9 protein-coding genes are annotated in these 12,745 nt (G+C 69.1%); 4 read left to right on the top strand and 5 right to left on the bottom strand.

Annotation, left to right across the window (positions count from 1 at the left end; translation table 11 throughout):
- Positions 1 to 6 precede the first annotated feature (6 nt).
- The 5 genes from FOZ76_RS03650 to FOZ76_RS03670 form a co-directional block, all read right to left on the bottom strand.
- Positions 7 to 3,492 carry an indolepyruvate ferredoxin oxidoreductase family protein gene (locus FOZ76_RS03650; RefSeq protein ID WP_143946780.1) on the bottom strand — a complete coding sequence of 1,162 codons (3,486 nt, stop codon included), beginning with the start codon at positions 3,490 to 3,492 and terminating at the stop codon, positions 7 to 9.
- A 383-nt stretch (positions 3,493 to 3,875) separates the two neighbouring features.
- Positions 3,876 to 4,268, bottom strand: coding sequence for a VOC family protein (locus tag FOZ76_RS03655; RefSeq protein ID WP_143946781.1), 393 nt, complete (start codon positions 4,266 to 4,268; stop codon positions 3,876 to 3,878).
- A 102-nt stretch (positions 4,269 to 4,370) separates the two neighbouring features.
- Positions 4,371 to 5,420, bottom strand: a complete 1,050-nt coding sequence (gene ilvA, locus FOZ76_RS03660) for a threonine ammonia-lyase, biosynthetic (RefSeq protein WP_143946782.1) — start codon at positions 5,418 to 5,420, stop codon at positions 4,371 to 4,373.
- A gap of 201 nt (positions 5,421 to 5,621) precedes the next feature.
- Entirely contained in the window at positions 5,622 to 5,915 is a 294-nt protein-coding gene (locus FOZ76_RS03665) for a Clp protease/crotonase-like domain-containing protein (RefSeq protein WP_143946783.1), read from the bottom strand.
- Positions 5,916 to 5,944: 29 nt separating this feature from the next.
- Entirely contained in the window at positions 5,945 to 6,979 is a 1,035-nt protein-coding gene (locus FOZ76_RS03670; RefSeq protein ID WP_143946784.1) for a DNA-binding protein, read from the bottom strand.
- A gap of 141 nt (positions 6,980 to 7,120) precedes the next feature.
- On the opposite strand from FOZ76_RS03670, the gene FOZ76_RS03675 reads away from it, so the two are divergent.
- The 4 genes from FOZ76_RS03675 to glmM all read left to right on the top strand — a co-directional run bounded on the left by FOZ76_RS03675 (position 7,121) and on the right by glmM (position 12,708).
- Positions 7,121 to 8,221: a site-specific integrase gene (locus FOZ76_RS03675; protein WP_211365989.1), complete on the top strand. Its 1,101-nt coding sequence runs from the start codon at positions 7,121 to 7,123 to the stop codon at positions 8,219 to 8,221.
- Positions 8,222 to 8,700: 479 nt separating this feature from the next.
- Positions 8,701 to 9,510, top strand: coding sequence for a response regulator transcription factor (locus tag FOZ76_RS27840; protein ID WP_246129277.1), 810 nt, complete (start codon positions 8,701 to 8,703; stop codon positions 9,508 to 9,510).
- Positions 9,511 to 9,946: 436 nt separating this feature from the next.
- Entirely contained in the window at positions 9,947 to 11,326 is a 1,380-nt protein-coding gene (locus FOZ76_RS03685; RefSeq protein WP_143946785.1) for a phosphohexomutase domain-containing protein, read from the top strand.
- A 32-nt stretch (positions 11,327 to 11,358) separates the two neighbouring features.
- On the top strand, positions 11,359 to 12,708 hold the full coding sequence (gene glmM / locus FOZ76_RS03690; RefSeq protein ID WP_425473229.1) for a phosphoglucosamine mutase: 1,350 nt from the start codon (positions 11,359 to 11,361) through the stop codon (positions 12,706 to 12,708).
- Positions 12,709 to 12,745 lie beyond the last annotated feature (37 nt).

Raw genomic sequence — 12,745 nt, forward strand, 5'->3', positions numbered from 1 at the left:
TGCTCCTTATGCCGCCCGCTTCAGGACGACAGTTCTTCGGTGCAGCGCGTCGAGTAGCTCGCGTTCGCGCTGACGGGTCTTTTCGATATGCCGGGCGCGCACATGGCCGTAGCCGCGGATCTGTTCCGGCAGACTCAGCAGTGCCACCGCCGTGTCGTAGGAAACGGCTCCGTTGCCGCCTTCCAGCCTGCCCAGGATAGTCTCGACGGTTTGCTCGTACTGCTCGATCAGCAGGCGATCCTGGCGGCGATCGGCGGCGTATCCGAAAACATCGAACGCGGTGCCGCGCAGAAAGCGCAGCCTGGCCAGCAGCCGGAACACCGGGACGATCCATGGGCCGAACTCCCGCTTGGCAGGCCGGCCCGCGGCGCCCGGCCGCGACAGCAGCGGCGGGGCGAGATTGAAGACCAGCTTGTAGCTGCCCTCGAACAGCCCCGATACGCGGTCCAGGAAGCCGCTCTCCGTATAGAGCCGTGCGACTTCGTATTCGTCCTTGTAGGCGAGCAGCTTGAAGTAATACTTGGCCGCCGCCGCGGCCAGCTCGCCGCGGCCGGGGAACTGCCGCTGCTCGGCCGCACGCACGCGCTCGACCAGGGCGGCATACCGGCGCGCATAGGCCTCGTCCTGATAGCCGGCCAGGAACCGGCCGCGCATTCCGATGGCCTCCTCCAGGTCCCGGACCGGGGCGGGGGAGACGCCGGCCCCCGCCGCCGCCTGCCTGGCGGCCAGCAGGCGCTCGACGGCGGCCGGGTCGAGCGCGGTCCGGCGCCCCCACAGGAACGCATCGCGATTCATCTGCTGCGCGGCACCGTTGAGCACGATGGCCGCATCGATCGCCTCGGCGCCGACCGGGATCAGGCCGCGCTGGTAGGCGAAACCCAGCATGAACATATTGGTGGCGAGGCTGTCTCCCAGCAGGGCCTGCGCGATCCGGCCCGCGTCGACGAACTCCGCATGCGTTTCGCCGGCGGCCTGGACGATATTGCGGCGCAGCCGCTGCTCGGGGTACTGCAGGTCGGCGTTGCGCGTGAAGTCGCCCGGCATGACCTGCCGGGTATTGACCAGGATGCGGGTCCTGCCCTGCCGCGCCGCGGCCAGGGACTTGCCGTTGCCGGCGACGATCATGTCGCAACCCAGTATCAGGTCGGCGCCGCCGGCGGCGATGCGGATGCTCTTGATGGATTCCGGCGACGGGCCGAAGCGCAGGTGGCTCCAGACCGAACCGCCTTTTTGCGCCAGCCCGGCCATGTCCAGCAGGCCGCAGCCGCGCCCTTCCAGGTGGGCCGCCATGCCCAGTATGGCGCCGATGGTGACGACCCCGGTCCCGCCCATGCCCGCGACCAGGATGCTGTAGACCCGGTCATCGATGCCGGGCAGCACCGGTTCGGGCAGGACCTCCGGCGCCGCGGTGGCGGCGACCGCGGAGGGCTTGCGCAGCTTGCCGCCGAGCACGGTGACGAAGCTGGGACAGAACCCCTTCGCGCAGGAGTAATCCTTGTTGCAGGAGGACTGGTCTATGGTGCGCTTTCTGCCGAATTCGGTTTCCAGCGGCTGCACGGACACGCAGTTGGAGGCCTCGCCGCAATCCCCGCAGCCTTCGCAGACGAGATCGTTGATCAGCAGGCGCTTGGCCGGGTCGGGAAAGGCGCCGCGCTTGCGGCGGCGGCGTTTTTCGGCGGCACAGGTCTGGTCGTAGATCAGCGCCGTCGTGCCCGGGATCTCGCGCAATTCGCGCTGCACGGCGTCGAGGTCATCGCGGTGGTGGATCGTCGCGCCCGTCGGCCATGCGGTCGCGCGCGGGTACTTGCCCGGCTCGTCGGTGACGACGGCGATGCGGCGCACGCCTTCGGCATGGACCTGGCGGGCGATGATCGCCGGGTCCAGCGCGCCGTCGTGGCGCTGCCCGCCGGTCATCGCCACCGCGTCGTTGTACAGGATCTTGTAGGTAATGTTGGTCCCGGCGGCGACCGCGGCGCGGATGGCGAGCAAACCGGAATGGAAGTATGTGCCGTCGCCCACGTTCTGGAACATATGCCGGCGTTGCGAGAACGGCGCTTCGCCGACCCACGACAGCCCTTCGCCGCCCATGTGGGTGTAGCCGGTCGTGGAGCGGTCCATGGCCTGCGCCATCCAGCTACAGCCGATACCGGCGTACGCCTTGCTGCCTTCGGGCAGCACCGTGGACGAACTGTGCGGGCAGCCGCTGCAGAAATAGAAGCTGCGCGGCAGGGCATCGACGATGTCCTTGGCGGCGCCGTCGGCGCGTATGGCCTCGACCCGCTGGCGCAGTTCCTCTTTGCCGCCCAGGGCCAGCAGGCGCTCGCCGATGGCCAGCGCGATCTGGTTGGAGTCCAGCGCCATCTCCGGCTGCAGCAGCGCCGCGCCGTGTTCGTCGAGCTTGCCCACGATGACGGGCGCCGGCTGGCGGCCGTAGAGCTGCTCCTTGAGCTGGGTTTCGATCAGGCTGCGCTTTTCCTCGACCACCAGTATTTTTTCCAGCCCTTCGGCGAACCGGGCCGCGCCTTGCGGCTCCAGCGGCCACGGCATGCCGACCTTGTACAGGCGCAGGCCGAGCGCTGCGGCATCCGCTTCGGAAAGACCCAGATCGTCCAGGGCCTGCAGGACGTCCAGATAGCTCTTGCCGTGGGTGATCACGCCCAGACGGGCCGCCGGGCCATCGATGACGATGCGGTCGAGGCGGTTGCTGCGCGCGAAGGCCCGCGCCGCCGCCAGCTTGTAGCGATGCAGGCGGGCTTCCTGGGCGTGCGGGGTGTCGGGCTGGCGGATGTTGACGCCGTCCGGCGGCAGCGCGACATCGTCAGGCAGGACGACCCGCACACGCTGGACGTCGACATCCACGGATGCCGTGGCCTCGACGGTGTCCTTGACGCACTTCATGCCCACCCAGCATCCGCTGTAGCGCGACAAGGCCCAGCCCAGCACCCCGTAGTCGAGAATCTCCTGGACGCCGGCCGGGCTGAGCACCGGGATCATCGCGTCGACCATGGCGAACTCGCTCTGGTGGCACGTCGTGGAGGATTCGCAGGTGTGGTCGTCGCCCATCAGCACGAGCACGCCGCCCAGCCGGGACGAGCCGGCCAGATTGCCGTGGCGAAAGGCATCGCCCGTGCGGTCCACGCCGGGCCCCTTGCCATACCAGAGGGCAAACACGCCGTCGTACTTGCCCTCGCCGCCGATCTCCGCCTGCTGCGACCCCCACACCGCGGTTGCCGCCAGATCCTCGTTGATGCCGGGCACGAAGACGATCCCGTGAGCCGCGAGCGGCTTGCCGGCCTTGTGGATCTGCTCGTCCAGGCCGCCCAGCGGCGAGCCGCGATAGCCGGAGATGTAGCCCGCGGTGTTGTGGCCCTCGGCCTGATCCCTGGCGTGCTGCGTCATGGGCAGGCGGACCAGCGCCTGGGTGCCGGTGATGAAGATGCGGCCCTGCGTCAGCGTGTATTTGTCGTCGAGCGTAACGGTCTTCAATGCCATGACGGGTTCCTGTCCTGATCGAAAGCAGCAGTCGGGCAAGCCGGGATGCTGCTTTGCATGTGAAGACAGAAGTATAGACACTTATGTAAGCAGTGCATAGTACACCTGCTGGCTATGCACGCGCGGGAGCGCCGCCAGGCACGCGACGTGCATTGGCCTGCTTTGCCGCATGAGCAAAAAACGGAAGAAAGGGAGCTAGGGCATTGCGAAGCGAACCCGCCGCCGTGGTCGGCGATGGAGTCCGGCACACCGGAGATTGGCGGTTCCTCGCAGGCCTTGTTGGCGGGATCTACGGACGCTGCATCGTGCCGGACCCGCTTTGACTTGGTCCTGATCCGGGCGATTTCCGGTCCGGGTCCATCCTGGCCCGGTCGATTCCAGGGTCAGGCGGGCGCATCGGCCCCGTGGTAGACCGCCTCGATGTTGTAGCCGTCCGGATCGAGCACGAAGGCAGCGTAATAGCGCGCGTGGTATTGCGGGCGCAGCCCGGGTGCGCCGTTGTCGCGGCCGCCGGCGGCCAGCGCGGCGGCATGGAAGACGTCGACTGCGGCCGTGCCGACCGCCCGGAAGGCGATGTGCGTGCGCGGCACCTGGGGATTGCCCTGGATGATCCAGAATCCACCGCCGGGATCGCCCTCGCCCGGGTCGGGTGGGCCGAAGCCCACACCATCCGGGTACTCCTTGACGATGCCGTAGCCCAGGGGCTCGAGCGCTTTTTCATAGAACGCCTTGCTGGTTTCCAGGCTGGAAACCAGGATGCCGGTGTGATCGATCATGAGCGCCTCCAGTCGTATGCAGAATCGCGCGGCCGCGATCCTTGCGGGACGCTGGCGGCAGCAAGGCGCGGACCACGGCGCCGGACGGGCGGCGGCTGCGGCTCATGCAGGCTGCAAGTCCCGGCATGCCGCTGCGCGTCGTGCGATGTCGCCCAGCCCCTCGAAATTGACGTTGGCGCCCGAGGTGACGACGACCAGCGCGCCGGCGTGGTCGTGGTCGTGGCGGGCGGTGTATTGCGCCAGCCCGGCCAGCGCAAGCGCGCCGGCCGGTTCGACGATGCTCCGCGTTTCGAGGAAGATGTCGCGGATCGCCGCGCACACGGCGTCGTTGTCGACCAGCACGATGTCGTCCAGCAGGCGGCGGCACAGGCGAAAGGTCTCAGCACCGACCCGGCGTACCGCCGTGCCGTCGCAAAACAGGCCGACATGCTCCAGTTCGATGCGTTCGCCGGCCTCGATCGAGCGCGCCATCGCGCAGCTCTCATGCGTCTGCACGCCGATGACCCGGATCCGCGGGCGCACGGCCTTGATGCAGGCGGCCACCCCGGCGGCCAGACTGCCGCCGCCGATGGGCACGAATACCGCATGCAGTGGGCCGGCATGCTGGCGCAGGATCTCCAGGCCCACGGTGCCCTGCCCTGCGATCACGTCCGGATCGTCGAACGCCGGCACCGAGGTCAATCCACGATCCTGCGCCACTTGCGTCGCGTGCGCATCAGCGTCGCTATAGCAGGCGCCATGACGGATCAGCGACACGGCCGTGCCACCCAGCGCGAGGATGGCGTCCTGCTTGACCTGCGGTGTCGTCGCCGGCACCACGATCACTGCGCGCGCGCCCAGGTGCGAGGCGGCCAGCGCCACTCCCTGAGCATGGTTGCCCGCCGACGCCGTGACGACGCCGCCGCGCAATTGTGCGGCCGACAGACTGCGCATCTTGGCATAGGCGCCGCGCAGCTTGAACGAGAACACGGGCTGCTGGTCCTCGCGCTTGAGCCAGACGTCGCATCCGAGCTGGCGCGACAGGCGCGGCGCGGGCTGCAACGCGGTTTCCCGGGCGAGATCGTAGACGGGCGCGGCGAGTATGCGAGCCAGATAGGGTTGGCAGAGCGTGGCGAGGTCGGTTGCGGGATCGTTGAAGGATGGGGTGGCCATGGGAAGTCGCTGACAATGACCCCAGCGGCGGCTCCAACAAAAAACCCGCCTCGTGGGGCGGGTTTCGAGAAGACTGGATCCGAACGCGCGCTATCCCACCATTGCCGCAATGGTGCGAATAATGATGATCGAAACGGGGGCTGGGCGCGTGCTCATCGGTTTAGATTGCGCTCCGGCGTCGGACTTGTCAAGCCAGGGCAACTACTCCGGCCACACAGGGGCGCGCTTCTTCCGGGCGGCGCGCACACCCTCGACGGCGTCCCGGCGCATCTGGGCGGCGAAGACCCGGGCGGCATCGTCCAGGTACTCGGGCAGGCCTTGCGTGCGCCACGCGAGCATGCCGTCGGCCGCGCGCGCCAGGTGCTTGGTCTGCGCCAGCGCGCGCGGCGCCGCGCTGGCGCAACGCGACAGCAGACGCTGCAGCGCGCGTTGCCAGTCGAACGGATCGTCGATGGCGTAGTCCACCATGCCCAGGCGCATCGCCCCGTCAATCAAGAAGTCATGCCGGCAAACTTAAGCCGTACTTAAGCGTTCTGCTCGTTTTCCGGGGCAGGCGGCGGGGGCGCGTGGCGCGCGAGCGCCTGGACCAGCAGGGTCAGTTGCTGCTCCTTGTCCTGAAGGTGGGCGCCCAGGGTATCGACCCGGGCCTGTAGCGCGGCGCACTGCTGCCGCAGCGCAAGGCCCTCGGCATCCGCCCGGGCCTGCATGTCCCGCTGGCTCTGCGCGAGTTCGTCCAGACGCGTCTGGAGCAGCGCATGCTGGTGGTTCGCGTGCTCGAGCCGGGCCTGGGCCGCAGCCTCGGCGCGCCCGGACTCGCCGCGCACGCGCTCGAGCTCGGCCGCGAGCCCGGCGATGCGCTGCTCCGCCTCGCCGAGCGCCTTGCGCGCAAGCGTCAGTTGCTGCTCCAGACGCCGCGCGCTGGTGCGTGCGTGATCGATGTCGGCGAGCCAGCGCCGTTCATGGGCGGCATGTCGCGCCTGGGCGGCGGCAAGGTCGCGCTGATGGCTCGACAGGGCCTCCTTGACCTGCCCTTCGGCGAGCTCCAAGGCTTGCGCCAACCGTGACGATTCCTCGCGCTCGGCGCTCAGTTGATCGCGCAGCCGGGCGGCGTCCTGGCGGGCCGCGCGTTCGCTTTCCTGCGCGGCCGCCGCGTGCGCGTTGGCGGCCTGCATGGTGTGCGTGAGGTCGGCCTCGCGGGCGCCGAGGCGCTCGCGTTCGCGCTGGAGTGCTTCGCGATCCCGGTCAAAGGCCGCGCGGGCTTCGTGCAGCGCGGCTTCCCGGTCGGCCAGATGGGCCGCGGCACGGGCGCCCGCCTGCTCGGTGGCGGCCTCCCAGAGGGCGTACGCTGCCCTTTCCACGCTCTCCGGAAGCTGCGAACCGCCTGCGCCGTCCAGCCGCATGCCCAGCGTGCCGAACCAGGCCTTCAGATGCGGCCCGACCGTATTGGGCGAGCCGCGTCCCAGGTACAGGCGCACCCGTTCGATGGTGGGCTGCTCGCCCGCGCGCAGCAGTGCGTCGGCCGCCATCCACACGTCCTGCTGCTGAATTCCCGTTGCCATGTCGCTCGTCCATGTCGCGATGCACGCGATGTGCGCCGCATCTCTATTTACGTTGGATAATTGAATGTTATCCGCACTAATTGCTTATTTACGTATTATATAATACGTATAACGTAATAAATACTACATTAACGGATCGTCATGTCGGATTCCGATGGCACTCCCCTCCCCGCTCCGCTTGCGCGGGCCCAACGACGGCGCAGCGATCTCGCACTGGCGCTCGAACAGCTAGGCGACAGCGGCGACTCCGTGCGCTCGCTGCTGCGCGAAGGCGGTTCGGACAACACGGTGGCGTCGTACCGCGCAGCGATCCGGTACTGGGCGGCCTGGCACGAGCTGCGCTTTGGCGCTGCGCTCGAGCTGCCCGTCTCGGTGCGGGCGGTGCTGCAGTTCATCGCGGACCACGTGCAGCACGCCGACGCCGCCGGGTTGCGGCACGATCTGCCCGCCGACCTGGACGCGCGGCTGGTGAAGATGGGCGTCAAGCGCGCCTTGGGCCCCTTCAAGCTGTCCACCGTGCAGCATCGCCTGGCCGTGCTGTCCGAGGCGCATGAGAGCCAGGGGCAGCCGAACCCCTGCCGCGACCGCGTCGTGGGCACGCTCATGGCGCGTGCGCGCAGCGCCTATGCGCGGCGCGGCGCGCGCCCTGCCCGCAAGGACGCCCTCACTCGCGAACCACTGGAGGCCATACTGGATACCTGCGACGACAGCCTGATCGGGCTGCGCGACCGCGCCCTGCTGCTGTTTGCCTGGGCGAGCGGCGGGCGCCGGCGCTCGGAGGTTGTGCAGGCAAGTTTCGAGAACACCCGGCGCACGCCGGACGGCTACCTCTTCACGCTCGTCTATTCCAAGACGAACCGTGAAGGCTCGGTGCGGGCCGATACGTACAAGCCCATCGTGGGGCGCGCGGCGCAGGCACTCGACGCCTGGCTCGCGGCAGCGGGCATTCGGGACGGCGCCCTCTTTCGGCGTGTGCGCCGGGGCGGCGTGCTGGGCGGGCCGCTGTCGGCCGAGTCGGTGCGGCGCATCGTGCGCACGCGCTGCGAACTGGCCGGGCTGGAGGGAGACTACGCGGCGCACAGCCTGCGCTCGGGCTTCGTCACGGAAGCAGGCCGTCAGGGCCTGCCGCTGGGCGAGGTCATGGCCATGACCGGCCATGCCAGCGTGAGCAGCGTGGTTGCCTACCACCGGGCCGGCTCGGCGGTGACCTCGCGCGCGGCCCGCCTGCTCGAAGACGAGTGAGGCTGGTGGCGCCCCGAGAGGTTCAGGCAGCGCTCGCGCCGGCTGGCTTGCCGCTCGCGCTGCGGCGCCTGCGGCGGCCGGGGGATACGGTCGGTTCCCATTCCATGGGAAAGGCGGTCGAGCTTGGAGATGGATCAGCTTGAAACCAAGTGCGGCAATGAAAAACAAAAGTTATCGGGAACCGGACATTATCTAGTTCCTTCTCGTTCATCGTACGAATCTCTTAGATCCATTTTCTTTACCCAAAGCTGACGTTTTGTACGACTATTGACGTACGTCACGTCCGCGAATTACCTACATCTGCTAACTTTATTGCGCCAGTGACAGCCCTGCTTGCAGGAGGCAGATGTAGCCGGCGCCTTCGCAATGAAGGCGCCGCATGCTTCCGGATTTGTAACGCAGGCGGGGCACAACGCTGCTCCGTTCTTATCGCCAGTCGCCGGCCGCGGGGGGCCGGTGGCCAGACAACGGGGGAGGCCATGGCAAAAGTCGTACTCATCGAAACGCATCCGTTGATGCGCCTGGGATTGACGCAACTCATCGGGGGAATGTCGGGATCTTGGGACGTCGTCCCACTGGACGCACGTGCCATCGAGGAGTTCGCCTATCTGGCATGCGATGTGGACTTGATCGTTCTCGGAATGCCGCTCGACCTGGGGGCGGGCTGGAAGCTGCTCGCGGACGTGGACCGGCTGCTGCGGCCGCGCCGCATGCTGCTGCTTTCCGAGCCGTCAGTCACCTGGGAGCCACCGGCGGGCGGCCTGCCGGACTGCGTCTACGGCTGCATTTCGAGTACGGCGGGCATCGAGGTGGTCGAAGCGGCGATCCGCCTGAGCGTGTCCAACCTGCCCAACGCCAGCATGTCGACGGCTGCGCGTTCGACCTTGTTGGCTGCGCCGGGCGCAGCCGCGGCCAATGCCGGCGCCACTGTAGCCGCAGCCACAGTGGCCGTGAACTCGCCAGCCGAGGGCGCAGCGCAGCGCGCACCCTTACCGTCCGCCGTGCGCGCCGTGACCACCACACCATCGCCCGCGCCGGCCGGCGTTCCAGCCCAGGCTTCGACGCTCGACGCCGCCGCCGGTGCGCAGTTGCTCAACGTAACACCGCGCCAGTACGAGGTGCTTACCCTGCTTGCGCGCGGCTATCCGATCAAGACGGTGAGCCGCATTCTCAACATCTCCACCGCCACCGCCAAGGCGCACGCCTCGACGCTCTACCAGCGGCTGCGCGTCAGCAGCAAGGGCGAAGCGGTATATGCCGCGCGTCAACGCGGCATCCTGTTCGATTGAGTGCTGGCTGCACCGCTGCGTGCTCGCCAGTGATCCTGGGATGGGCCGGCGCGGTGCATCCCGGCCCGGCATGGCCACGATGAGGCGTGGCTGCGTGCAGACCTTCGACACGAAGGTTGCGCTGGCCCGATACCTTCATCCCATCATCGTCCCGCCCTCATCCCTATGGATGGCTCCGGCACCGCCGGCCTAGGCCATCCGCCCAATGGGCGTGCTCCCTGAAAACCCGTGCAATAGACGCGCAGCCCGCAAGGTTCGGCACGACGTCCGACATTCTTGATCACGGGCCGGCGTGTAAGCCTTTCGCTCGAGGGCGAGCCTGTGCAAGGCCACCCTGCACTGACGCAGAAGAGCGTGTCGGTCGGGCAGCGCGGGAACCCCCGCTTTCGGCCAGCGCGCGCACGAGCGTGTAACACTACTCACAGGAAGCATCGAGATGCAGCCTATCGGCACCCATCATGGCACGCGCCACGGCGGATGGACTCGCGGCGCGCGCCACTGGCCGAGCCATATCGATCCCGGCTATGCGCGCCTGCTCGGCGCGGTGCTCGCGGGCTGGATGCGCGAGCGCGGCGCCGACGCGCTGCTGCTCGGGCACGAGGGCCGCGCCGCCGACGTCGAGCTGGCTGCGGCCCTGCAGGCGGGCGCGCGCTCCAGCGGCGTACGGGTCTTCGACGCCGGCCCGAGCACGGCGCCGCTGCTGCGCTTCGGCGCCCGCCTGCTGGGCACGCGTACGCTGATCCACATCGGCAGCGCCTGGCATGCCGAGCATGCCACGCTGTTCGAGATCGAGCACGATGGCGTGGCCGGCGACGAAGATTTCATTGCCGAGCTGCAGATGCGCATGCTGCTGCCCACGCCGCGCGCCGGCCTGCCGGGAGGCTATACGCTCGCTCGCCTGGCACCAGCCTATACGTCCAGGCTGGCCTGCGACATCCGCCTGCCCAGGCCGCGGCGCATTGCGCTCGACGCGGGCGCGGGCGCCACCGGGCGCCTGGTCGAAGGCGCCCTGCGCGCGCTGGGCTGCGAGGTGGTCCAGCTTTTCTTCGAGGGCGAGGCGGCCGGCGCCGAGCCGGCGTGGCAGCCGGCCGACCCCGGCAGCCTGCAGGCGCTGCGCTACTGCCTGAAGTATTCCGGGGCCGACGTCGGCATCGCCATGGATGCTGCGGGCACGCGCACTGTCCTGGTGCGCCCCGACGGGCAATGCATAGGCGCCGATGCGCAGCTCATCCTTTTCGCCCGCGATCTCCTGACGCGGCAACCCGGCGCCCGCGTCGTCATCGACATGCAGAGCAGCCGCAGCGTGGCGAGCGCCGTGCGCGCCGCCGGCGGGCTGCCGATCCTGGCGCATGCCGAGCAGATCCGCGCCCGCATGCGCGAGACTGGCGCGTTGCTGGGCGGCGACGCCCTGGGCCGCCTGCATCTGCAGGACCGCTGGCATGCCGGCGCCGACGCGGTGTATGCCGCGGCGCGTCTGATCGAGCTTGCCGAGTCGTTGGGCGACACGGCGACCAGACTGCCCGCGCCAACGCACGCCACGCCGCCCTGCCTGGTCGACACCGGCAATGTGGAGCCCGAGCGCCTGCTGGCGTCGCTGGCCGAGGAAAAGGCCTTTGCAGGCGCGTATCGCAGCGCCGATCGCGACGGGGTGCGCGTCGACTACAGCGACGGCTTCGGCGCAGCCAGCGCTGCCACGGGTGTGCGCGGCATGGTCGTGCGGTTCGAGGCCGACAGCGCGCAAGCGCTGGCGCGCATCCAGGCCGCCTTCCGGCGCCAGTTGCGCCGCGTCGCCCCGCGGCTTCCGTTCACGTTTTGAGGCACCTCATTTTTGGCCGGAGCATCATGACCATGCAGAATCGAGTTTTCGGTACCGACGGCGTACGCGGCAGAGTCGGCGGCCCGGTGATCAATGCGGAGTTCGCCCTGCGCCTGGGCCACGCAGCGGGCCGGGTGTTGGCACATGGCGATGCGCCGTTGGGCGCGCGGCCCCAAGTGCTCATCGGCAAAGACACGCGACTCTCCGGCTACATGCTGGAGTCGGCGCTGCAGGCGGGGTTCTCGTCGGCCGGCGTGGACGTCGTGCTCGCCGGCCCGCTGCCCACGCCGGCGATCGCCTACCTCGTGCGGGCGTTGCGCCTGCAGGCGGGCGTTGTGATCAGCGCCTCGCACAACCCCTACGAGGACAACGGCATCAAGTTCTTCGGGCCGACGGGCATGAAGCTGCCCGACGCCGTCGAAATGCGGATCGAAGAGGCGCTGCTCGCGCCGGCGAGCTGCGTGGCCTCGGCCGATCTGGGCCGGGCGCGGCGCCTGGACGATGCGGCCGGACGCTACATCGAGTTCTGCAAGAGCACCTTTCCGTCGCAGTTGGACCTCGGCGGCCTGCATCTGGTGGTCGATGCCGCGCACGGCGCGGCCTACCACATTGCCGCGCCGGTGTTCCGCGAACTGGGCGCCTCGGTGAGCTGCATCGGCTGCGAACCGGACGGGCTGAACATCAACGACGGCGTCGGCGCGACGCATCCGCAGGCCCTGGCGCGCGAGGTGCTCGCGCGCGGCGCCGACCTGGGCATCGCCCTGGACGGCGACGCCGACCGCCTGCAGGTGGTGGATGCGAGTGGCCGTATATACAACGGCGACGAACTGCTCTACGCCATCCTGCGCGAGCGCCTGCAGCGTGCGCCGGTGCAAGGCGTGGTGGGCACCCTGATGACGAACTTCGCGCTCGAACGCCGTCTGAGCGAACTCGGCGTGGGCTTCGAGCGCGCAGCGGTCGGCGATCGTTACGTGCTCGAGCGCATGCAGGCGCTCGGCTGGCGTTATGGCGGCGAGAGCTCCGGCCACCTGCTGTGCCTGGACTGCCACACCACCGGCGACGGCCTGGTCGCCGCGCTGCAGGTGCTCGCCGCGCTGCGCCAGGCCGATCAGCCGCTGGACCAGTGGATCGCCGATCTCGTGCTGTACCCGCAGATACTGGTCAACGTCCCCATCGAACCCGGTACGGACTGGCGCCAGAACACGCGCCTGCGCGAGGCGCAGTTGCAGGTGCAGCGCGAACTGGGCAGCCGCGGCCGGGTGCTGATCCGCGCCTCGGGCACCGAAGCCAAGCTGCGCCTGATGGTCGAGCACGTCGATCCGACGACCGCCGAGCACTGCGTGCGCCGCCTCGCCGATGCGGTGCAGTCGGCCGCGACCTGAGGCCTGCGCGTGGCGCGTCCCGGTGCCCGCGGGCGAT

Source organism: Verticiella sediminum (assembly GCF_007558815.1).
Classification (GTDB): Bacteria; Pseudomonadota; Gammaproteobacteria; order Burkholderiales; family Burkholderiaceae_B; genus Verticiella; species Verticiella sediminum.